General features: G+C 40.5%; 27 protein-coding genes and 1 tRNA gene. 12 read left to right on the top strand and 16 right to left on the bottom strand.

Going from position 1 to position 22,405, the window contains the following annotated elements:
• The first annotated feature begins 27 nt into the window (after positions 1-27).
• Entirely contained in the window at positions 28-786 is a 759-nt protein-coding gene (locus C6N34_RS01520; protein ID WP_115538855.1) for a class I SAM-dependent methyltransferase, read from the top strand.
• Positions 787-798: 12 nt separating this feature from the next.
• On the top strand, positions 799-1,401 hold the full coding sequence (locus C6N34_RS01525) for a hypothetical protein (protein WP_057177728.1): 603 nt from the start codon (positions 799-801) through the stop codon (positions 1,399-1,401).
• 23 nt (positions 1,402-1,424) lie between these two features.
• Here C6N34_RS01525 and C6N34_RS01530 read toward each other — a convergent pair whose 3' ends face one another.
• The 4 genes from C6N34_RS01530 to C6N34_RS01545 are packed head-to-tail and all read right to left on the bottom strand — an operon-like array spanning position 1,425 to position 4,941.
• Positions 1,425-1,871, bottom strand: coding sequence for a DUF29 domain-containing protein (locus C6N34_RS01530; protein ID WP_115538854.1), 447 nt, complete (start codon positions 1,869-1,871; stop codon positions 1,425-1,427).
• Positions 1,872-1,877: 6 nt separating this feature from the next.
• Positions 1,878-2,324 (bottom strand): SRPBCC family protein, encoded by a 447-nt coding sequence (locus C6N34_RS01535; protein WP_006275691.1) that lies wholly within the window; start codon positions 2,322-2,324, stop codon positions 1,878-1,880.
• A gap of 25 nt (positions 2,325-2,349) precedes the next feature.
• Positions 2,350-3,990, bottom strand: coding sequence for a B12-binding domain-containing radical SAM protein (locus C6N34_RS01540; RefSeq protein WP_057177726.1), 1,641 nt, complete (start codon positions 3,988-3,990; stop codon positions 2,350-2,352).
• 39 nt (positions 3,991-4,029) lie between these two features.
• Positions 4,030-4,941, bottom strand: coding sequence for an alpha/beta fold hydrolase (locus C6N34_RS01545; RefSeq protein ID WP_235528944.1), 912 nt, complete (start codon positions 4,939-4,941; stop codon positions 4,030-4,032).
• Positions 4,942-5,063: 122 nt separating this feature from the next.
• Here C6N34_RS01545 and C6N34_RS01550 point away from each other — a divergent pair, with 122 nt between their 5' ends.
• On the top strand, positions 5,064-5,264 hold the full coding sequence (locus tag C6N34_RS01550; RefSeq protein ID WP_141303925.1) for a hypothetical protein: 201 nt from the start codon (positions 5,064-5,066) through the stop codon (positions 5,262-5,264).
• A 6-nt stretch (positions 5,265-5,270) separates the two neighbouring features.
• On the opposite strand, the gene C6N34_RS01555 is transcribed toward C6N34_RS01550, so the two are convergent.
• Positions 5,271-6,152 carry an alpha/beta fold hydrolase gene (locus tag C6N34_RS01555; protein ID WP_115538853.1) on the bottom strand — a complete coding sequence of 294 codons (882 nt, stop codon included), beginning with the start codon at positions 6,150-6,152 and terminating at the stop codon, positions 5,271-5,273.
• A gap of 190 nt (positions 6,153-6,342) precedes the next feature.
• On the opposite strand from C6N34_RS01555, the gene pyrH reads away from it, so the two are divergent.
• Together pyrH and frr are read left to right on the top strand one after the other, a co-directional pair.
• Entirely contained in the window at positions 6,343-7,071 is a 729-nt protein-coding gene (pyrH, locus tag C6N34_RS01560; protein WP_006275695.1) for a UMP kinase, read from the top strand.
• Positions 7,058-7,606: a ribosome recycling factor gene (gene frr / locus C6N34_RS01565; RefSeq protein ID WP_006275696.1), complete on the top strand. Its 549-nt coding sequence runs from the start codon at positions 7,058-7,060 to the stop codon at positions 7,604-7,606. The genes pyrH and frr overlap by 14 nt, the downstream gene beginning before the upstream one ends.
• A 58-nt stretch (positions 7,607-7,664) precedes the next feature.
• Here the strand turns inward: frr and C6N34_RS01570 are convergent, their stop codons facing one another.
• Positions 7,665-8,126 carry an AbrB family transcriptional regulator gene (locus C6N34_RS01570; RefSeq protein WP_057177724.1) on the bottom strand — a complete coding sequence of 154 codons (462 nt, stop codon included), beginning with the start codon at positions 8,124-8,126 and terminating at the stop codon, positions 7,665-7,667.
• Positions 8,127-8,943: 817 nt separating this feature from the next.
• Here C6N34_RS01570 and C6N34_RS01575 point away from each other — a divergent pair.
• Positions 8,944-9,957, top strand: coding sequence for a succinate dehydrogenase/fumarate reductase iron-sulfur subunit (locus tag C6N34_RS01575; RefSeq protein WP_181407064.1), 1,014 nt, complete (start codon positions 8,944-8,946; stop codon positions 9,955-9,957).
• On the opposite strand, the gene C6N34_RS01580 is transcribed toward C6N34_RS01575, so the two are convergent.
• The 4 genes from C6N34_RS01580 to psbX all read right to left on the bottom strand — a co-directional run bounded on the left by C6N34_RS01580 (position 9,954) and on the right by psbX (position 12,166).
• Positions 9,954-10,496, bottom strand: a complete 543-nt coding sequence (locus C6N34_RS01580; RefSeq protein WP_057177820.1) for a TolB family protein — start codon at positions 10,494-10,496, stop codon at positions 9,954-9,956. The two genes, C6N34_RS01575 and C6N34_RS01580, sit on opposite strands and share 4 nt — an antisense overlap.
• A 13-nt stretch (positions 10,497-10,509) precedes the next feature.
• Positions 10,510-11,022, bottom strand: coding sequence for a TolB family protein (locus C6N34_RS01585; protein ID WP_057177722.1), 513 nt, complete (start codon positions 11,020-11,022; stop codon positions 10,510-10,512).
• 64 nt (positions 11,023-11,086) lie between these two features.
• Positions 11,087-11,977, bottom strand: a complete 891-nt coding sequence (locus C6N34_RS01590) for a Ycf66 family protein (RefSeq protein WP_057177721.1) — start codon at positions 11,975-11,977, stop codon at positions 11,087-11,089.
• Positions 11,978-12,046: 69 nt separating this feature from the next.
• Positions 12,047-12,166, bottom strand: coding sequence for a photosystem II reaction center X protein (gene psbX, locus C6N34_RS01595; RefSeq protein ID WP_006275703.1), 120 nt, complete (start codon positions 12,164-12,166; stop codon positions 12,047-12,049).
• Positions 12,167-12,267: 101 nt separating this feature from the next.
• On the opposite strand from psbX, the gene C6N34_RS01600 reads away from it, so the two are divergent.
• On the top strand, positions 12,268-12,564 hold the full coding sequence (locus tag C6N34_RS01600) for a YggT family protein (protein WP_057177819.1): 297 nt from the start codon (positions 12,268-12,270) through the stop codon (positions 12,562-12,564).
• 16 nt (positions 12,565-12,580) lie between these two features.
• Here C6N34_RS01600 and accC read toward each other — a convergent pair whose 3' ends face one another.
• Positions 12,581-13,927, bottom strand: a complete 1,347-nt coding sequence (gene accC / locus C6N34_RS01605) for an acetyl-CoA carboxylase biotin carboxylase subunit (protein ID WP_115538852.1) — start codon at positions 13,925-13,927, stop codon at positions 12,581-12,583.
• A gap of 211 nt (positions 13,928-14,138) precedes the next feature.
• Between accC and C6N34_RS01610 the strand changes: the two genes are divergently transcribed.
• Positions 14,139-14,219, top strand: a tRNA-Leu gene (locus C6N34_RS01610).
• 10 nt (positions 14,220-14,229) lie between these two features.
• On the opposite strand, the gene C6N34_RS01615 is transcribed toward C6N34_RS01610, so the two are convergent.
• The 4 genes from C6N34_RS01615 to C6N34_RS01630 form a co-directional block, all read right to left on the bottom strand.
• Complete coding sequence (locus C6N34_RS01615) at positions 14,230-14,859, bottom strand: phosphoribosylanthranilate isomerase (protein ID WP_057177720.1); 630 nt, start codon at positions 14,857-14,859, stop codon at positions 14,230-14,232.
• 12 nt (positions 14,860-14,871) lie between these two features.
• Positions 14,872-16,254: an oxygen-independent coproporphyrinogen III oxidase gene (gene hemN, locus C6N34_RS01620; protein WP_115538851.1), complete on the bottom strand. Its 1,383-nt coding sequence runs from the start codon at positions 16,252-16,254 to the stop codon at positions 14,872-14,874.
• Positions 16,255-16,410: 156 nt separating this feature from the next.
• On the bottom strand, positions 16,411-17,085 hold the full coding sequence (locus C6N34_RS01625) for a biliverdin-producing heme oxygenase (protein WP_115538906.1): 675 nt from the start codon (positions 17,083-17,085) through the stop codon (positions 16,411-16,413).
• Between the two features lie 174 nt (positions 17,086-17,259).
• The gene (locus C6N34_RS01630) at positions 17,260-17,829 is read right to left on the bottom strand and encodes a DUF721 domain-containing protein (protein WP_057177718.1); all 570 of its coding nucleotides are present in this window, start codon (positions 17,827-17,829) and stop codon (positions 17,260-17,262) included.
• A 125-nt stretch (positions 17,830-17,954) separates the two neighbouring features.
• On the opposite strand from C6N34_RS01630, the gene C6N34_RS01635 reads away from it, so the two are divergent.
• The 4 genes from C6N34_RS01635 (at position 17,955) to C6N34_RS01650 (ending at position 21,746) form a co-directional block, all read left to right on the top strand.
• Complete coding sequence (locus C6N34_RS01635; RefSeq protein WP_115538850.1) at positions 17,955-19,151, top strand: hypothetical protein; 1,197 nt, start codon at positions 17,955-17,957, stop codon at positions 19,149-19,151.
• A gap of 132 nt (positions 19,152-19,283) precedes the next feature.
• Positions 19,284-20,072: a PspA/IM30 family protein gene (locus C6N34_RS01640; protein WP_057177716.1), complete on the top strand. Its 789-nt coding sequence runs from the start codon at positions 19,284-19,286 to the stop codon at positions 20,070-20,072.
• Between the two features lie 103 nt (positions 20,073-20,175).
• Positions 20,176-20,508, top strand: a complete 333-nt coding sequence (locus tag C6N34_RS01645) for a thioredoxin family protein (protein WP_115538849.1) — start codon at positions 20,176-20,178, stop codon at positions 20,506-20,508.
• Positions 20,509-20,543: 35 nt separating this feature from the next.
• Positions 20,544-21,746, top strand: coding sequence for an LL-diaminopimelate aminotransferase (locus C6N34_RS01650; protein ID WP_181407042.1), 1,203 nt, complete (start codon positions 20,544-20,546; stop codon positions 21,744-21,746).
• On the opposite strand, the gene C6N34_RS01655 is transcribed toward C6N34_RS01650, so the two are convergent.
• Entirely contained in the window at positions 21,738-22,388 is a 651-nt protein-coding gene (locus tag C6N34_RS01655; protein WP_006275715.1) for a helix-turn-helix transcriptional regulator, read from the bottom strand. The genes C6N34_RS01650 and C6N34_RS01655 overlap by 9 nt on opposite strands.
• Positions 22,389-22,405: the final 17 nt, after the last annotated feature.

Here is a 22,405-nt window from a genome sequence, read left to right on the forward strand (position 1 = left end):
CAACAGTTGATAAAATAGATAAAATATATGCAGATCAACGAAAAAACAGATATTAAGAAACCACAACCTAGTCAAGATGAAAGCTTCTCAGCTAAAGAGTTTTTCAATAGACAGTGGGAAGTTTATCAAAAGGTATTAAACAATAATTACATGGGACATCAGGAAATATATGATGTGCTACACAAATTATTAGCTGAATGGTCAAAACCCTTTACTATGCTAGATTTAGGGTGTGGGGATGCCAGTTTCACTAGTGGAGCTTTATTAAACACCCAAATTACTGAATATACAGGTGTAGACGTATCCACAGCTGCGTTGGTGGATGCTGAACAAAACATTGCCCTAATTGGATGCGAGAGAAAACTTGTGTCAGCAGACTGTTGGCAATTCACCAATGATTTAGTCCAAGATGGAACCCACAAATTTGATGTTGTTCTCATATCCTTCGCTCTTCACCATTTGCAACCGGAGGAAAAAGAACGGATAATTAATAATATCAGAACCCTGTTAAATCCCCATGGAGTTTTCATCCTTATTGACATCATCCGTCGAGAAAAGGAAGATCGGGAAAGTTATATACAACGTTATTTAGGGAATGTGAAAAGGGACTGGTCTTTAATTGACCCCCAAGAGTATACAATGGTAGAAAATCATATTTCATCCAGTGATTTTCCTGAAACTCAGTCTTGGTTTCAAACCATCTCTCAAAAACTGGGTTTTAGCAACTTCACACCGGTTTATTGTGACAATTTAGATACTACAGAGCTATTGTGTTTTTATCGCTAGAGACTAGGAACTATGCCATACAGTCAGTTCACATTTAGTAAAGTCAAAGAACAGTTTGACCTTACAGTTACTGAAGGCGTCCGGTTTTTTCCCCCAGATATTGACCCAATTGTACCTAGTCAAAAATTGCTAGCAATTTTAGAAGATATCCCATGGGCGATCGCAGTTGATACGGAAAAAGCTCGTTCTGAGGTAATTATTAACCCGGTGTTGTTAGAGCTGAGGCGTATATTTGATCGCCAGATCAGCATTTTTTCTGGGGAGGAATTTAGCGTTGATCCTGGAATAGGACTAACTGGATTTTGTGATTTTCTCATTAGTAAATCAGCGGAGCAGTTAGCTATCGAAGCACCTGCTATGGTAATTATAGAAGCAAAGAAGGCGGATTTAAAGGTTGGAATTGGGCAATGTATAGCGGAAATGGTAGCTGCACAGAGATTTAATCAAGCATGTAACCGACAAGTTTCCACAGTATATGGTTGTATTAGCAGCGGTACACAATGGCGATTTTTACAACTGGAAGGTTCCGTTGTTACTATTGATTTAACAGACTATCCTTTACCTCCAGTGGAGGTGATTTTAGGTTTTTTGGTTTGGATGATCAAAAACTGTTAATAATAAACAGCATACCTGTGTTTTTAAAAATAACTTTGATTCAAAAGCTGTTCTAAACTGTAAGGACAATCTTGAGGGAAACTAACCTCAAATCTAGTTTTCTGTCGCACATATCTGAAAGCACCTTGGTATATCTTTTCTAGTTCAGTATAAAGATAATTGTGCAAGTTAGTTGTTAATAATCTCTCAAGTTGGTTCCGGAAACCGACAATTTCTGTTTGCCAATGATTTCTATTAATTTCAGACTCCTCGTGCCAATATTGCAATAATAAAAGATGCCTAATAATCTGCTCCAAAAGACTAGCTACAGCATTTTTATCTCTTTTACTCAATGCTTCTAGCTCCTCAACCAAATGCTGTAAATCCAAGTCATAAAACCGTTTTTCTTTGAGCAAAACAATTGTTTTTTCCAACCATAAATTCTCATCTATATCATAAAGCAAGTGTAAATTTTCAGAACTGCTATACATGATTATTTACACCTCACATTCCCGTTTAGTAATAAAATGACGGTAGCGAAACATTGCTTCCAATTGCACTTGAACCACCCACCCACCTATTAATTCTAGTCTTTCAGCACCGGGGAGAGAATATTTAATATTATCAGTTAATCTTGTTTGACCATTTTCTTCCATAAACTCATGACGATGTACCCATGAATCAAAAGGTCCTGACACCTGTTCGTCAGTAAACAGTCGATATTTCTCACATTCAGTATGACGCGCTAACCAGGTCAGGGGTAGTACCCCCACAAACAATCTAAATTCTGTGATAGCACCTTTATTGAGTCCCCCCTCCCGACGCAACACTTGCACAGGTTGCCAAGGAGGAGTAAGGAGCTTCAAAACATCCTGTCTCTCATGGAATTCCCAAACTACTTGGACTGGTGCATTAATAATTGAAGAATGAGAAAAGTGTAACATGAATAAAACCTAAATTGAATTTTTTCTACCTGTTGACTTTAAGTGGGGAAAGAGAACGAAAATGACTAGTTGCTATTTCTAAATGTTTAATTAGGGTAGATGGTGGTAATGGTCCTTGTAGGTGATTCCAAGGGAGGATTTGCTGGGGTGACCAGTGACTATGAACGTAAAAGTCTAAATCGGGAATTTTACCTTTTAATTCCTTAAATGCTCGTTTATAACTTCCTAAAGAGTCACCAAAATTACGGGTTAGTTCTAACAAATAAGAAAGACGACGGTCTCCCCTAGACAACAAAGACTGAATCACAGACCAATTATAACTTTCGGGACGAAAATCTATACCTTGGGGTTTTAGTTGTTTTTGTAAGAACTGTAACCTCTTTTCCGCACTCTTGTTAACTCCAAACCATTGGAACGGAGTATGGGACTTAGGAACAAAGGTGCTACATCCTAGAGTTAATCGTAATCCGGGGGTAGCCTTTTTTATATCTCTCATCATAGTCACCGTAGCATCTAAATCTTCAGGTTCCTCCCCGGGAATACCCACCATGCCATATAATTTTAACCCTGATAAACCCCCAGCTTTAGCATTAATAGCAGCTTGAATAATTTCTTTATTATCTAATTTTTTATTAATAATCTGGCGGAGTTTTTCTGAACCACTCTCTACAGCAATGGTCAAAGAATGGCAATCTCTTGTGGCTAAAGTATGAGCTAATTTTTGGGTAACCGTATTGGTTCTTACAGAAGCAACACTCAATCGCACATCATCATATTTAGGTTGACTAATATAATCCAAAAGGTCAGAAAATTCTGGATGTTGAGTTACAGATGCACCCAGTAAACCTAGACGATTAGTAATTTTTAAACCCTGTTCAATAGCAGGAATTAAAGAACCTTCCAAACTGGCGGTTCTAAAGGGCAAAGTTAAATAACTGGCTAAACAAAACCGACACATTTCCGGACAACTGCGCACCACCTCCACCATGAAAATATTTTCCCATGCTGCTTTTTGTGTCACCACTGTGGAAACCGAAAGATTATTTCCTCTATAGGTCTGCTTGTGAACAAGGGGAGGAATATCAACCTCCAGAGGGTAAATAGCCTTGATTTCCCCATCTTCACCCCAATATTCAACATCATATAAACTGGGAATATAGATTCCCGGTACTTGAGCTAAGGTTCTAAGTTGAACACTTTTAGGAGCTTGTCTAACTTGCTTATAACAATCAATAAAACTCTCTAATAAAGTCTCTCCATCACCCAATAGCACCACATCAAAAAAATCAGCAAAGGGTTCGGGATTAGCAGTTAAAACCGGACCACCACCAAAAACCAGCGGATATTCCAAACCCCGATTACTTGCACGTACAGGAATTTGTAAAGACTCTAAAATCTGCAAGATGTTCACATAATCCAATTCCCAGGACATGGAAAAACCAATAATTTCCGCTTGTCTAGGGAGAGGTTCTTGCACATCGGTAAATAAGCGACTTACTTGTAGATCATTGCGCATTGCTAAAGTTGCCCATACCACCTGATAACCAAGACTAGTGATACCCACAGTGTATTCATTGGGGAAGGCAAAAATCACAGGGATAGGATTAGTGCTGGGTTGAGCTGGGGTAAATAACAGACGTTCGGACTCAAATACGGATGGTGTCACAGATGTGCAATAGTTTGTTCTACTGGTCTTACCATTATATCACAATATTTTACCAGTAAAATCTAAAATGTGCTGTGCCGTAATTTCTGGCTTTTCTACATGAGGAATGTGACCACAGTCGGGAATCCAAATTAATTGACTTTGGGGAATTGCTTGTCTAAATTTATCCCCATCCTTCGTCCCTAGTATTCTATCACTGTCTCCCCATAAAATTAGGGTTGGTTGCCCAATTTTCCCTAACTCCTCTAATTTAAAGGCTTGATAACCACCACTTTGGGTAAAGGTAATTAATGATTCCTTCCAATTTGCCATTTCTATGTGCAGGTCACGACAACATAAGGTGTCATCATTAATTAAATTGGGATTTTTGTAAGCAGAACGGCAAATGCGATCGCGCACTTGGGAATTACGCAAAAACTCTGCTGCTAATGAGTATAGTTGGGGGAACATTAATTTACTTAAAGCCGAACCCCCTTTTAAACCAGCACTATCAATTAAGATTAGCTTTTGTACCAATTCAGGATAGGTAAGAGCAAAATCAATAGCTGCTGCGCCCCCCATAGAAGCTCCTAGCAGAATCACAGGTTGACCAATAAGGGTTTTCCAAAAATGATACAGATGGGTTTTAATCGCAGCAGGACTATACCCAATATCCCGTTGTCTTTCGGTAAAACCAAACCCCAGCAAATCTACCGCCCAAGTTGGATGGGTAGGAGCTAACAAGGGCAAAAGTCGGCGGAACTCCAAAACCGAACTATCAAAACCATGAATTAATAATATGGGGGTGTTCCCACTACCCTGGACGACATAGCTAGTCCTAATTGGTTGGGGACTTAAAGGAGTAATCATCTCCTCAATTTGGATACTTTGAGCTAAAGCTACAGAAGTTGGTTCCGAGAGTTGTTCAATAGCTGACGGCAAAAAAATCATTCTGTCCCAAGAGGTAGTCATTAGTTATCAGATTGTAACTTTGGCATTATGAATTTGGGCGCTGACTTTCTTATAAAGAAACTATAGGTATGTAACACCTTTTAATCATTAAGTCTGGTTTATCATTAACACTGGAGTATGTCATGTTAAAACCAAATACCCTATCCCATATCCTACCAGAGTTGTCTGTGGAAGAACAACAACTAATTTCTGGGGGTGGACATTGGAAAAAATTCCCCTACCATGGTCATTACCGTCCGTGGCATCGTCATGACCACAGAGTATATTATTACAATTCTTCCTGTAATAATAACTGTGGATATGATGACAGATGCTGCGACTAGTCAAATTCAGTAACTATGGATCCACTCTTGTAAAAGAGAATTTACCAATTCAGGAGCTTCATCCTGGGGACAATGTCCCACTCCTTCCAGAGGAATAAATTTTTGCACCTGGGGAAAATTGGCTAACTCCCTACCTAGATCGATTGGTTCCCAGGGGTCAGCCGTTCCCCATAAAATGATTGCCTGACAAGGTAATATCGGTAACAAGTCCTCCGGTAAGGGTCCGCTGGAATAGTTGGTGAAGGCTAAGAATACATCAGCAGCACCAGGGTCTCTTGCTGGTTTCATCAAAATATCTACCAATTCATCCGTAACTGCTTCTTTAACATTATAAGCTTGCAAAAGAATTCTTTTGATGGTTTTGGGTTGAGCTAGTTGACTAAAAAAGAAGTTGCCAATGGATTTAATAGATAGGAATTTTTGTAACAGGGGGGTTCCTACCCGCCTAATCCAGGGTAAATTTTGCCGTTTGCGGTCATGTAATAATCTCAGGGAGCAATTTAGTAAAGCAATTGATAAAGCTATATCCGGACTGCTAATAGCTGCCTGCATTGCTACAATACAACCAATAGAGTTACCAACTAAAAATGCGGGCTTGCCTACTACTTGTTGACAAAAGTCAACTATTTGCTTTCCCCAAGTTTCTAGGGTGTAAGTGATTTTTTCATTGGGTTGGGGTTTAGCAGAAGCTCCAAAACCAATTAAATCAATGGCGTACACCTGACAAGTTTCCGCAAGGACAGGTATGTTTTTGCGCCAGTGTCCCCAAGAAGCACCAAATCCATGTACTAAAATTACCGCTGGTCCTTTAGTCCCTTGCATTTGATAGGATATAGGTAGTCCTTGCCAAAACCAAGTTTTTGTAGATGTGAATGTGGTAGAATTCATAAGTTGTCAGCTCAAAAACTGCCAAGGCAAAAAAATGGGTTTAAATAATGTTACAAATTACAAATCATAAACTATAAATGTAAAAATAACAATAAGTTACAAAAATCAATTTAGGACTAGACACAGATTGCCACTCTACTGCTATCTTAAATTGGAGGCAATTGCAACTTATTTCATAAAGCGTAACTTCATGGGAACGAATTACCAACGGGTTTTACTGAAACTGAGCGGTGAGGCCTTAATGGGCAACTTGGGCTATGGCATTGATCCAGAAGTAGTCAAGGGAATAGCTCAAGAATTAGCAGAGGTCGTGGCCACTGGTGTTCAAGTCGCTATCGTGGTTGGTGGTGGCAACATTTTTAGGGGCGTTAAAGCAGCATCAGCAGGTATGGACAGGGCAACTGCTGATTATATAGGAATGATTGCCACAGTAATGAATGCCATGACTCTACAGGACTCCCTAGAGAGGATAGGAGTACAAACAAGAGTACAAACTGCGATCGCCATGCAAGAGGTGGCTGAACCATATATTCGTCGTCGTGCCATCCGTCATTTAGAAAAAGGACGAGTGGTAATTTTTGGTGCGGGTTCAGGAAATCCTTTCTTTACCACGGACACCACTGCTGCTTTAAGAGCAGCGGAAATCGAAGCAAATGTGATTTTTAAGGCTACTAAGGTAGACGGTATCTACAACGCAGACCCTAAAGTTCATTCCGACGCCAAACGCTATAAAACCCTCACCTATGGTCACGTTTTGGCGGAGGATTTGCGAGTGATGGATAGTACCGCAATTGCCCTATGTAAAGAAAATAATATTCCAATTCTCGTCTTTGACTTAACGGTACGGGGAAATATCCGTCGCGCAGTCATGGGAGAATCTATTGGTACTCTTGTGGGAGGTTCTTGTGAAATTAGCTGAAGCTGAAAGTACAATGAATAAGACCGTTGAAGCTACGCAAAGAGCTTTCAACAGCATTCGCACCGGTCGTGCCAATGCTAGTTTGCTAGATAAAGTACAAGTCGACTATTATGGATCCCCTACTTCCCTGAAATCCCTGGCCAACATTACTACACCGGATGCAACAACTATTCTCATCCAACCCTATGACAGAACCAGTCTGAATATAGTGGAAAAGGCTATCTCCTTGTCTGATGTAGGTCTAACTCCTAGTAATGATGGTTCTGTGATTCGCCTAAACATACCACCTTTAACATCTGACCGGCGTAAAGAATTAGTTAAACTAGCTGCCAAGTATGCTGAAGAAGGTCGGGTAGGAATTCGCAATATTCGACGTGATGCTCTAGACTCAATCCGCAAGCAGGAAAAAGCGGGGGAGGTTTCAGAAGACGAATCCCGGGATCAGCAGGACAAATTGCAAAAGATCACCAGCAAATATACTGCGAAAATTGATGAATTGCTTGCAGAAAAGGAGAAAGATATTACTACAGTGTAGATGGGGTGGGGGGTCATGAGATCTCTAAAAACCCCATAACCCCCACTCCTATTGGAATTTATTCCTCTTCATCGCTGTCTAAATCGTCATCATCATCAGTTTCTAAACTGTCATCATCACCATCAGTCTCGGAAGATAGTAGTTTTTTATCACTTTCACTTAGTTGAATCAGGTGAATATGTTTATAACCCAGACGAATTTCAAATTCATCTCCGGGTTTTAAACCCATGGCCTTGGTGTAAGTAGCACCAATGACAATTTGACGGTTTTGATGGACACTTACACGATAGGTTGGTTCTCTTCCTCTTCCATCTTTCGTTGATTCTGGACTGAGGGGAATACCTCTAGCAGATAACAAAGCATCATAAAAATCCGTGAGGTTAACACGCACCTGATTATTTTTAGTTACGGTGTAATACCCACATTGCTTTGCTCTTTCTCGGCGGGGTAAATTGGAAAGTTCTTTTACCCTAGACAGCAATGCTTTTCCTGTTAATGGGGCACTTGCGGTTTCAGTCATTATGCTCAAAATTCCCTTAATCTATGCAAACAGATCATGTAAAGTAGTCTAGTTTTACATTTAGCTTGCAGCCAATGTTCATAGCTACTTAAAACTTGCAGTTTAACTGTGAATTACCTGCTTATATTATCAGCCCTGTCACCTTCATTTGGGTTATTCGCTCTGTGAGAGGTTTATCCAGGGACATTTATGAGGTGATTCTACAACACTTTCAACCATTATTCACCATCAGCAAAAACTGACCTTAATTTTTGGGCGCTCCCAAAGTGATGTAATGCCAGTGGTGTAATTTTAAGGCACCTTTGCAAATTGGGCTAGTTCCACTCCTAAAAAGTGGTAGATACGATAAGTCGCAGGGTTTTCACTTTTAGTTCTTGCTGTTGAGTTGTAGGTTGGTACCCACTCCCCATCTTGAGCTAGAACCCAGTATTCTCTAAAGCACATACACCCGTTGATCTGACCTGGAAAATTTAGAAAATTCTCCCAGTCTGTTTATCAACAAAGCACTATCAACCGCACTTGTACGACTGTTAGTCCTGCTCTTGGTGCAGTTTCATATCAAATACTATCATGAATCAATAGTAGCAAAATATTTCTTTAATTGAAAAAACAATTTACAATTTATTATCTATCCATTAGACATCTCCCCCAGAGGGGTCATTTATCAAGTCATCGCAAAAGTCGCGGGCATTTTTTCTGAGGTTTATGCTCCTGGATCTATATTTATATAATAAGGATGAGTCTATTGATTATTATCTGGCAATCTGGGTTAGATGGAGCAGCCAGGTTTTTTAAAAATAAAACAGGAGCCTTATATATGGAAGTTATTTTGCAGATTATTCGTCAGCAACCCAATTCTACTCCCGTGGTTCAATCCTATAATCTACAGGTGGATCCCGGAAATACAATCTTGGATTGTCTTAATCGTATTAAGTGGGAACAAGATGGAACTTTGGCATTCCGCAAAAACTGTCGTAATACTATTTGTGGTAGCTGTGCTATGGTGATTAATGGACGTTCCGCTTTAGCTTGCAAAGAAAATGTTGGCAGCGAACTGGCTAGGTTAACAAATATTTCTGCTTCTGTTTACCCGGTGGATCATCATACCATTAATTCAATTACCGTCGCCCCCCTGGGAAATATGCCTGTAATTAAGGATTTGGTGGTGGATATGACCAGTTTTTGGGATAATCTGGAGGCGGTTACACCATATATTAGTACAGCAGCACGACAAATCCCAGAAAGGGAATTTCTTCAAACCCCCCAGGAGCGATCGCTTTTAGACCAGACGGGAAATTGTATTATGTGTGGTGCATGTTATTCCGAGTGTAATGCTCGTCAGGTCAACCCAGATTTTGTTGGTCCCCATGCTTTAGCTAAAGCCTATCGTATGGTAGCAGATTCCCGTGATGACAATCAAGAAAATCGCTTGGAAGAATATAATCATACAACTCAAGGTGTGTGGGGTTGCACTCGCTGTTTCTATTGTGATTCTGTATGTCCCATGGGAGTAGAACCTTTAGCACAAATCAACAAAATCAAACAAAAGATTTTAGAACGTAAACAAGCTAATGAAAGTCGTTCTATTCGCCACCGTAAGGTACTGGTAGATTTAGTTAAACAGGGAGGATGGATAGATGAGCGTCAGTTTGGAGTACAAGTGGTTGGCAATTATTTTCGCGATCTCAAAGGACTACTTTCTCTAGCTCCCCTGGGTTTAAGAATGTTAGTCCGAGGCAAGTTTCCTCTTTCCTTTGAGCCATCAGCAGGTACCCAGGAAGTAAGATCTCTTATAGAGTCCATCCAAAAGGAGGAATCAAAATCACATTAGGATATATTTAATTTTTGACCAAATCGGTCACAAACCAAAATATCCCATTGTCCATCATTGGTGAACTCAAATGCAATTCTATTGCCATCAGCACTAATGGTGGGATTGCGGAATTGAGCTACTAAATTGGTGGTTAAGTTACGAGATTGGCGTGTTTCTCTATCATAAAGAAAAATGCCAGATTTTCCTTGACGACTAGCAGCAAAAACAACATAACGACCATCCTGACTTACCGCAGGATGGTCAGCCATGGTGTCAAAGGTATTCAGTCCAGGTAAATCTACTAGACTCCTAGTAATTGTGTCAAATAAATACACATCTTGGCTACCCCCACGGTCAGTAACAAACACAATATATCTACCACTAATCTGTGGGTTAAACTCAGAAGCTAAACTGTTTAAACCACGACCACCAGAGTCAAAAGGATAACTTAATATTCGCGGGTAACCAAAACATCCAGCTAACAAACCTGAGATCAAAACCAAGCTCAAGAGTAAAATGGCAGATGACCTAGATAACTTATGTAAATTATATAACATACCACCCTTCAGACTAATTTCCCACCGCCCTACCATTAGGAATATCTAACTCCACAGTTGGTCCACGATCTAAAACTTCAATATCCCATTGTCCACGACCAGCAGATTGGAAGACAATATAACGCCCATCAGGACTAATATCCGGATTTTTAATCCAACCCCCGTATGTGGGAGTTAACACTTGTGACCGTTTTGTAACCCGGTCATAAAGAGCTATCACTGGTTTAGCGCGATCGCTTGTTAAATAGCAAATATAACGACCAGTGTAGCTAAGACTAGGATTTTCCACAATAGTTTCTCGTCGGTTTAAACCAGAAATGGGAGCAAAGCCTTGATTTTGCAAATCATAGACCAATAACTGCTGACTACCACTACGATTAGAAACAAAAGCTAGAAACTTTCCATCACCACTCAAAGCAGGATCCTGTTCTGTATAGCGGGTATTGACCGAAAAAATATCCATCCTCACTTCACCAGTGCCACAAGAGACCAGTAAAATAGCCAGTGCCAAAATTAGGACTTGCATGAAAAAGTGAGGAGGGGGAAAAAAGAACCGAATTAGATGCACAGCAGATTCAAATTACGCGTAATTAACTAATATCATCCAAATCATCAGAATTATCTGGTTTTCGGGTTGGTGTTTCTATGGGATTATAGGGTACATAATCAGCATTAATGGGCTCATCAGACATAAAAGACTCCACGGGGGGACGACGCCTTCTTGGTCTGGTGGGGGGTTCATTCTGAGGAAATTCTGGAGATTGAGGTTTACGAGGACGAGACGGTTTTCTGGTTTCTGAACGGGGAGATTCCCAGTCATCAACTGGTCTAGGAGGAGCGCCCCAATTTTCATCAGACTCATAACTATTAGGACGGTTTGAGGAGCTTCCATAACCAGTGCGGCCTTTTTTAGTTCGTGAATCTGGTTGTTCCCGACCACTACGACGTGGTGTCCTTTGGGGAGTGTCTTCGTAGTTCTCTTGACTGGGACGATCATCCCGACTACCGCGAATTCTAGGACGTTGGGGGGGTTCCACTTCTTCCTCTTCGTAGTATGGTAGTGGATCTAGATCTTCATCTACTTCTGCTTGATAATTACGACGTTGAGAATAAGAATATTTTTTACTAACTTCCCGCTCATCATCTACAATGGGCGTATTACGTTTAGCTTGTTGAGTAGCAATACTCCTTAACCTAATACTTTCAACTGCAAAAAATACTGTAGAGCCAACCAACAGCAACTGGCCAAATTGCAAAATCGGGTCAAGTCGCCACCCTTGAAAGATAAGAATAAACCCGCACAATAGTCCAACAGCGGCGAAAAATATATCCTGATCCCGTGAAAGTTCGGGACGCACAGTACGTAGGAAATACAGTGCTGCTCCAGCTACTGCTAGAAAAATTCCCAGCACACTAGCTGAATTAGCCCCGAAATTTACCTGAGCTAGAAGACCAGTCCCATTGATCCCAAAATTTATCATTGCTCTTTTCCTTGTGATATCAATGACTGATGAGGGTTCATCAGTCATTAGTTAACCTGTCTACATTGTCTAATTGCGTTGGACCTTATCTTTTTGGCTGATAAAAATCAAACCTACGGTAGCAGGGATAACTACAATAGCAGTACCCCAAAGTAGACTCCAAAGGAAATTTGCTAAAGAGGGTGTCATAATTCTTAACCTGATTTTTTTACACAATTCATCCTGATTTTAGCAAAGAATGAACTCAATTGTGGTACTATTGGATTTAACTAATAGTCATGACTAGTGTTATGAGTGGTGTTGACCTGATCTCCTGGACTGTTGGACCCCTTCTGGGTGTCATGACCTTTTTATTTATTTTCCGGATCATTTTGACTTGGTATCCCCAGGTGAGTCTTAAACAGTTACCGTTTAGTCTAATTGCCTGGCCAACCGAACCTTTTTTGATCCTACTCAGAAGAATTGTACCACCTCTTGGTGGTGTGGATATCACTCCCATTATTTGGGTAGGTATCTTCAGCTTGGTAAGGGAGTTTTTACTAGGTCAGCAAGGATTACTGACCATGGCGGCACGATTAAATGGGTAGTTACTATCAACAACAACTAGGGAAGTTTCATATCCTGTATGAAACTGGTGTAAACCTGACCTTGTAAAAACTGTGGATGTTCCATAATCCTTTGATGAAATCCAATGGTTGTAGGTAATCCGGTAATTGCACATTCCCTTAGGGCCCGTTTCATACGATTAATAGCTGTATGGCGATCAGGTCCCCAGACGATTAATTTACCAATCAGGGAATCGTAGTAGGGAGGGATTTGGTAATCTGTGTAAACATGAGAATCAATTCTTACCCCTGGTCCTCCTGGTGGTAAGTAACCACTGATTTTACCAGGTGATGGACGAAAGTCATGATCTGGGTCTTCAGCATTGATGCGACATTCGATAGCATGGCCTTGGAGGGTGACCTTATCCTGGTCAAATTTGAGTCTTTCACCTTGAGCAATACGAATTTGCTCCACCAGAAGATCCACACCGGTGACCATTTCAGTCACTGGGTGTTCTACTTGAATCCGGGTGTTCATTTCCATAAAGTAGAAATGATCTGACTTATCTAAGAGAAATTCAATGGTTCCAGCACCTGTGTAGTTGATAAACTGTGCTGCTTTTACAGCTGCATGTCCCATTTTTTCACGTAGATCTTCATCTAGAGCAGGACTAGGAGCTTCTTCTAATAACTTTTGGTTACGACGCTGAATAGAACAGTCCCTTTCTCCTAAATGGATGACATTACCATAGTTATCCGCCAGGATTTGAAATTCGATGTGTCGGGGACGTTCGATAAATTTTTCTATATAGACACCAGCATTACCAAAAGCGGCGCCAGCTTCTCCTTGAGCTGCATGGAACAGCTTAATAAACTCATCTTCACTACGCACAAGACGCATACCCCTTCCACCACCTCCAGCAGTGGCCTTGATCATCACAGGGTAACCTATCTGGTGAGCGATCGCCAGTCCTTGGGTTTCAGTTTCCACCAGTCCATCACTACCGGGAACTGTGGGAACTCCAGCCTTTTGCATGGTTTCCTTGGCTGTGGATTTATCCCCCATTAAGCGAATTGCTTCTGGTGTAGGGCCAATAAATGCAATTTGGTGGTCTGCACAAATCTCCGCGAATCTGGCATTTTCTGCGAGAAAACCATAACCTGGGTGAATAGCAGTTGCACCCCTGGTTAAGGCTGCTGCAATAATGTTGGGAATATTTAAGTAACTTTTAGCACTAGCTGGTTCACCAATACAAACCGCTTCATCAGCCAATTGAACGTGTAGAGCATTACGGTCAACGGTAGAGTGAATAGCAACTGTGGAAATTCCCATTTCTTCACAGGCCCGGAGAATACGAAGGGCTATTTCCCCCCGATTGGCAATTAAAATCTTGTCAAACTTCATTTTTTAGTTACCATATTACTACCAGTGGATTCACATTTTCTCCCATCTGCTTGAATTGACGCTGTTATATTATATTAATTCCCATGATTTTTATGATCACGGGGAAGAAGAAAATCCCAGAAAATCTTTGCCAGAACTTGTTTACAAAACTTTTCAAAAAACATTTGCCATTGTCAATTTACTATGCTATAGTTTGTTTCTAGGCAATCGTGCGGATGTGGCGGAATTGGTATACGCGCACGCTTGAGGTGCGTGTGGCATTGCCTTGCGAGTTCGAGTCTCGCCATCCGCATAATGCCCTGTTAAAGTTGATTGATTCGAGAAAATAAAAGAGCCACCTTGTCTAGATCTTTGTCCCCAGGCGATCGCTCTACTCCACTAGAGAGGTCAATACCATCTGGGTGGATTTGAGTAAGGGCGGTAAGAACATTATCTGGAGTCAATCCTCCCGCCAAAAACCAGGGAAGGGCGGGGCGGAAGGATTGTAGGACTTGCCAATCCAAAGTTTTGCCTGTTCCTCCCAACTGTTGGGGATGATAAGCATCCAATAGAAATGTGTCCACACCACTGGTGTAGTTGAGGGTGGTTTCTAGCTGTTCCCAGCTCCTTACCCTAAAGGCTTTAATTAGTTCTATGTTAGGCAGGACTTGACGTAGTTCCTCACAGAACAGTGGTGTTTCGTCCCCATGTAATTGTACACCGGTTAAACTTGATGAACTGACCACTTTGGTAATTTCAAAAATGGTACTGTTTGCGAACACACCAATTTTATCAATATGGTCAGGTATATGGGAAGTAGCTAGGTTAATCTGTTCTATACTGACATAGCGGGGTGAACTAGGTACACAAATAAAACCTAAAGCAGTTGCACCCAGTTGGGTAATTGCCAAAGATTGTTGTGGTTGAGTGATACCGCAAATTTTAATTCGCATTGAAATAGTAAATTATATAGTGCGGGAGAATTTAGACTCCTTCATTTTACTATAAGCGTCAAAGTGACAAGCAATATTTCTCACTAACAATCTACCAATATCCGTGACTTGTATTTCATCAGCGAATAAATTTACCAGTCCATCCCTTTCTAGACGTCCTAATTCTAGGAGTTCCTCATGGAAATACTGATCAAAATTGATGTGATATTTAGCTTCAATCTCCAACTTGCGTAGACAGAAATGAGACATAATAGACATAATTACATCCCGTCTGATCATATCATCTGGAGTTAATTGAATTCCCTTACTGATGGGAACTGCGCCCATTTCCACAGATTGATAGTAATGCTTCAAATCCTTATAGTTTTGAGAATATGCATTATCTAGCATACTGATAGCAGTGATGCCAAAACCAAACAGTTCAGTTTCTGCATGGGTGGTATAACCTTGGAAGTTTCGTTTTAAAGTACCATTAACCTGAGCGATCGCCAATTCATCATTATGCTTAGCAAAATGGTCCATACCAATAAACAGATATTGGTGACTAGTCAACTGCTCAATAGTCATTTTCATGATGTCTAGTTTTTCTTGAGCGGTGGGTAGAGTAGTAGGGTCAATTTTTTTTTGCACTGGTTTCATCCAGGGGACATAGGCAAAATTAAAGACAACAATTCTGTCTGGGTCAAGAGCAATGGTTTTGGTGAGGGTTTCTTGGAAACCTTGTAAATTTTGGTAAGGTAAACCATAAATTAAATCCACATTCACACTAGAAAAATTGGCTTGTTTAATCCAGTCCATAGCATCAAACAGCATTTTTTCTGGTTGAATTCGGTTAACTGCTAGTTGTACTTGGGGGTCAAAGTCTTGGATACCAAAGCTAATGCGATTAAAGCCAATACTTCGCAGAGAGTTAATATAGTCTCTATTGATATAACGGGGGTTAATTTCAATAGAAACTTCCGCATTTGCATCAACAGAGAAATAGCGATTAATAGTTTCCCATAGAAATTCGACTTGACGTATTTCCAGATAATTGGGAGTACCTCCACCCCAGTGAATTTGAAGAACAGGGCGACTTGTATCAATAAGACGAGAAGTGTTTTTTATTTCCTGAGCTAAATTATTCACATAAGGTTCAGCAATCTTCTTGTTATGAGAGATGACCGTATTACAACCGCAAAAATAGCAAGGAGTTTGACAGAAAGGAATGTGGAAATATAAAGACAGGGGGGTATGACGGTGATTAGAATGAGAAATAGCCATTTCCCAGTCTTGAGTTGTAAATGTTTCAGATAATTCTGTAGCGGGTGGATAACTAGTGTATCTAGGAGCGCGAGTGTCATATTTTTGAATCAAGTCCAAATCAAATTTGACACCTGGTAAAACGAAAACCATAAAAACCTCTGAATTATTCTTGCGTGGGAGAAGGATTTACGCATAAGTTAAGGGTTGCTAATTGGGTGAGTGGAATTAAACATGAACTTAGGTTGGGTTGAGGAACGAAACCCAACGCCAACCCATCCTACAAATAATTGTGCCTCCCTACTTAGATCAAACTAGCTGATTATAGTTAGCTTGACCCAACTTGGTCATTAATATAGGTTCCAACTCTTTCACTATCTCCATATTGAGATAGAAAGCATAATTAGCTTCAGCGACAATTTGATCAGCAGTTGTCTCATCCACCGGTACAAGATCTAATGCTTGGCGATACTGGTTTTTAAAAACCTGTTTATCGGGAATTTGCTCGAAATTATAAAACTCAGTTCCCTCATAACCAGAGAGTTGTAAAGCTGACTGAGCAATTTTCTGCAACATTTGTCCACCGGAAAGATCACCCATATAACGGGTATAGGCATGACCTAATAGTAGAGCAGGTTGATGGGTAGAAAGTTGTTGCAGACGAGCAACATATTTTTGAGTAGCTAAGGATGGTTTTAGGTAACTAGGCCAGAGATCACCATAATAAAATAACATATCTTTTTCTAAGGATGGAAGACGATTTAGTTGGGGAAAATACATTACCTTAATTACAGGATGTTGTTGATGTTTAGCAATTGCAGCTTCTAGTTCACCGTAGACAAAATACAGATTGCCCAAAAATTTTCCCAAACATTCTTTGTCTACAATCCCCTTGACGAAACACTTCATAAAACCCACGTTTTCTGCATCCGTATGAGCTTTTTGAGTACCGGAGCGAAGTTTTACCGCTAAGTTATTGCCCATTAGTTTTTCCCTCCAATTTTTGTGCACTAAGAGAGATGAATGGTCTTGCTTGGTTGGAAGCACATCTTTAATAGTCATCATAAAATATTTAACTATGAAACTTCTTGATTAGTTTAAAGATATTCATATTTCTTTAGAGTTTATTCCATAGCATTTCCTCATTTTGTAGTTTAACTACAGTCGCTCCATCACCTTAGCAGCACAGGGAGAACAAATAGTCCAGCGTTCCAGTTCCCCTGGTGGGGATGGACACTGACATTGGGGACACAAAGGTAAATGACTATCCTGGACTTGTTTAGTCCTGAACCAGTTTTCAAAAACCATTTTAACTGAAACCACTGGTTGAGCAATTTGACTAGTATAATTAATATTATTGCTCTGTGCTAAATAGCTGGGATGTTCTTGTCCACAGACAGTTTCTTGTGTTTGGTTTTGTGCTATTTCATTCCATTGTGCAGTTGAGAATCGAATATCTGTTAAAGCAGGAATTTGCAATTGGCTTAACCGCTGATTTAACTTCAATAGGATGGCATAGCGTCCAAAAGTTAAATTTTGTGACCAAGCAGCACTGGAAGTTGCTACCCACAAAACATGACGCCGTATGGACAGGGGACGAGTTTCCCGAGAGACTTTCACACCAACAACCTCCGGCCAAAAATTAAGTAACTTGAGCAAAGGTTCTTCTTGACACCTGGACTCTATTTGGAGAATCCCTAGAATTTGATTAACGGATTTTAACGACATCTAGAATTAAAGATCTTGCTTTATGATTTTTGACGATTTTTTTGCCCGTTTTACTGATACAGTTGACTATACGGTACAAATCCCAGTGTAAATTTCATAATCTAAATTTCAAGGTGTGGTGTCGAATGAGTCAGAATACCAGAATCAATTCTCATAACCCATTCCCCAAGACTTCCAGGCTTAATCCCATCCTGGCCACAGCACTCAAAAACTTGGAGGTGCGACTAGATGAGGAATTGGTTAGATACAGACGCACCCGTTATAGTGCTCGACCGGTTGATGATAAATATATCACCTCCAATAGTGTAGAGTTAAAAGTCCCATCCGGGGAAGAGGGTGATCCTTTATCAAATCGTTTTTCCCCAGACTCCACCCTAGTTTATTCTCAAGGTGGGAGTTATACGGACACAACCACAAGCTTTCCACCAGAACAAGAAATTTTCGATTCCCCATCTTTGGAGGAAGAATCAGCCTTCCAAGCTCCACCAAAAAAGTTAAACAAAAAGAATTTCAATAAAAACAATAAAAAGAAGTCTAATCGCACTAAGGGTGGGTTGCTCTCACCCTTGGGTGTTTTTTCTATTTTTCTCATGCTCTTGACCAGCTTAGGTTTCGGTTATGTGCTATTTAATTTACGTAGTCTTTCTAAATTGAGTTTAAGTAAGTTTAACCCATTTAACACTAATCCAGAGATTTCCAGCTCTAACACCTCTGAGAATACAAACAGTCCTGCAGTGAACAATCAGTCTTCAATTGGTTCACAATCACTTACTTCTGTTCCTCAACTTCCTAGGGTGTCCCAGAGAAAAAGTGCAAACAATGGTCAATTACCATCCCCGAGCCAACCTGATTCCCCAGTCAACCAGGTTTCTGGCGTGAAAACCCCTCCAAAATCCACTAATCTTCCTGTTTCTCTCCAATCTAGGTCTATTAGAAATTCTACCCGCCAAAATACATCCTCTCGATCTGGCTTAGGAGTTTCATCTAGTAATCCATCCACCCCCCGATCCAATACCCAATTTGCTAGTATTGGTGAGGGAAGAATTAAACGACGAATCAAACAGGAAGTCCCCAGGCAAAACTTACAGCTAGGAGAGGGTTCTAATGCAGCAGCACAAGCGGTCAATAATCCCTATTATTATCTGATAACCGATAATGAGAGTGATACTATCTTGAGTGCAGCTAAGGAGGTTGTCCCCGATGCTTATTTGTCACCTAATCAAAAGTACATCTATCTGGGCGCATTCCTAACTCCAGAGGAAGCAAAACAAAGGTTACAGCAACTAGAGGCTAGGGGAATTAAGGCTCGCTTACGAAATTAATCTTTTCTCCCTTACTGGAGTTACGTTGATATTCGTTTTTACACAAGCTCTTGACCTCAATAAAGCAGCTTTGTAAACTTGTTGATCAAGCTATTGTCTTCCAAATAAAAAACACACAAGCAGGAAAAAATTATGGGATTATTTGATAGGTTAAAAAGAGTAGTTAGTGCCAATCTGAATGATTTAGTCAATAAAGCGGAAGATCCAGAAAAAATGCTGGAACAGGCCGTCTTGGAAATGCAGGAAGACCTGGTGGAACTTCGTCAAGGGGTGGCACAAGCTATTGCTGCCCAAAAACGCACGGAAAAGCAATATAATGATGCTGTTAGTGAAGTGAATAAGTGGCAGCGCAATGCCCAGTTGGCTGTACAAAAAGGAGATGAGAACCTGGCACGTCAGGCTTTAGAAAGGAAGAAAAGTGCTAATGAAACCTCTATAGCTCTCAAAACTAGTTTAGACCAGCAGACTAATCAGGTAGACACTCTTAAAAAAAACCTGATCCAATTGGAAAGCAAAATTGCTGAGTACAAAAACAAAAAGGACATGCTCAGGGCGCGGATTACTGCCGCTAAAGCTCAAGAACAGATTGGCTCGATGGTTACTAATATGAATAGTAATAGTGCTATGGCTGCTTTTGAGCGAATGGAAGAGAAAGTTCTCATGCAAGAGGCTCGTGCCCAGTCTACAGCAGAATTAGTGGGTGCGGATTTAGATAGTCAATTTGCTCGTCTGGAAGGTAGTAGTGATATTGATGATGAATTGGCAGCTTTGAAAGCCAGTATACTATCACCAGCTCCTACACCTAAAGGAGAATTACCTCCTGCTGAATCTAGCAGTAGTTCCCAAAAGGATCAAAGCAAATCCGCTGAACCCGTAGATGCTGAATTGGAAGAGCTGAGAAAACAACTGGATAAATTATAATTGACATAATTGACTTTCCCCATCTGACTTTTCGGGTAGTAATGACCAGTTTAGAGTAAACTGGTCCGTAGGTTAACTTGTAAATAATGGCATGGAGAACTTTATGAGTAAGGGTGTAATAACTATCACTGATGCTGAATTTGCATCGGAGGTTCTAGCTGCTGATCAGCCAGTATTAGTCTACTTTTGGGCTCCCTGGTGTGGTCCTTGTAAATTGATGACTGGATTGATGAATCTAGCTGCGGAAAAATATAGCGATCGCCTGAAAATTGTCAAGATGGAGGTGGATCCAAATCCGGATAGCGTCAAAACCTATCAGGTAGAAGGTGTACCTGCATTGAGACTGATTGCATCTAAAAAATTAAAAGCTTCTACGGAGGGGGTGATCGGGAAGGAAAAACTTCTTGGTTGGTTGAATAAGAATTTAGATAATTAACCGCTCCGTTGTTTTTTGTTAGTTCGGTTATTGCCATGTCCAAAAATAAAATCCGATTTGCACAACGTTTACAACCTTTACAGTCTAATGTATTTTCGGATATGGATACAGCTAAGTCTTTAGCTATAGCTGCGGGACAAAAGTTAATTGATTTATCCCTAGGATCTTCTGATTTACCAGCAGAAAATCATGTGATCCAGGCGATCGCCCAGTCCCTGCATGATCCTGGAACTCACGGTTATTTACTGTTTAAAGGTACTCAAAGATTCCGTCAAGTAGCAGCTGAGTGGTATGAACAGAAGTTTGGTATTCCCATAGACCCAGAAACAGAGGTTTTACCATTAATTGGCTCCCAGGAAGGAACTGCGCATTTACCCCTAGCAATTCTTAATCCTGGAGATTTTGCCCTATTGTTGGATCCGGGTTATCCTTCCCACGCGGGTGGAGTGTATTTAGCTAGTGGGCAAATCTATCCCATACCATTAACGCCAACAAATAACTTTTTACCCGTACTAACTGATATTCCCCCAGCAATTGTCAGTCAGTCTAAAATGATGGTTCTAAGTTATCCTCACAATCCCACAGGTGCGATCGCCCCTTTATCCTTTTTTAAGGAGGCTGTGGAATTTTGTCAACAGCATAATATTGTCCTAGTACATGATTTTCCCTATGTGGATTTAGTCTTTACCCAGGGAGAAACAAATGATTCCCAATCTTTAGCTCCTTCAATTTTCCAAGCAGATCCAGAGAAAACCATCAGTATAGAATTCTTTACCTTATCTAAATCCTATAGTATGGGTGGTTTCCGCATTGGTTATGCCATTGGAAATGCTCAATTAATTCAAGCTTTAAAGCAAATAAAGTCGAGTATAGATTTCAATCAATATTTAGGCATTTTAAATGGAGCGATCGCCGCCTTAACTGGTGACCAAGAAAGTGTTAAAAAAACGGTTGACATTTTTCGGCAAAGGCGAGATGGATTTATCAAAAGTCTACATAATAAGGGCTGGGAAGTAGAGATTCCAAAAGCCACCATGTATATTTGGGCAAAACTACCTAACAGATGGAGTAACAATTCAATTAAATTTTGTACGGAATTAGTACAAGCAACAGGGGTAGCTGTTGCTCCTGGGGTAGGGTTTGGTCGAGGTGGGGAAGGATATGTACGTTTTGCATTAGTGCAAGAAATGGATATATTGGAGAATGCAGTAGAGAAGATTGCCAACTTTTTAATGTAGTTTCGCCACCATTTCAGCACGAGCAGAAACACCCAACTTTTTAAACATTCTTTTAAGTGACTGCTTAACCGTGTTTTGACTAATCCAAAGTTGGCTGGCAATTTCCCCATTTGTTAACCCCTGAGCAACTAATTTGGCAATTTCTAACTCCCTAGCAGTTAGAGGACATTCAGTAATGGGTTTAACCATATTCCACTTAGCTTGGAGAGTGGCGATTTTTGCTGATAAATGGATACATAAAGCACTTAAATCAGCCAAATCATTATTGTTAAAGGGAGGACTACCAGGATCTCGGGCAAAATTAAGAGTTCCCACCAGTCTACCATCACAAACTATGGGGCCTGTCATCACGTGTTCATGGCGAGTACAAAAATTTTTCCAGTCTTCTGGAGCCAAGACTAACAGTTCATGGGTAGGTGCATGACGTTCTACAACATAACTTCCTACAGGATTGGCCTCCAAACAAACCGCAGGAATTTCTGGAATTTCCATTCCCGTCAAGAACTGGTGTTCTCTAAAGGAAATACCCCAATGGTGCACACCAAAATGTAAGCTGATAGTTTCCATAAGAGCTTGTTGTAATTCCTGCTCAGTTTCAACATGGGCTATTGCTTCAAAAATAGAGTGGAGTGTTTTAGCCATAAAAGTACCCAGTTGGG

The organism is Cylindrospermopsis raciborskii Cr2010, assembly GCF_003367075.2.
In the GTDB taxonomy this organism is placed as follows: domain Bacteria; phylum Cyanobacteriota; class Cyanobacteriia; order Cyanobacteriales; family Nostocaceae; genus Raphidiopsis; species Raphidiopsis raciborskii.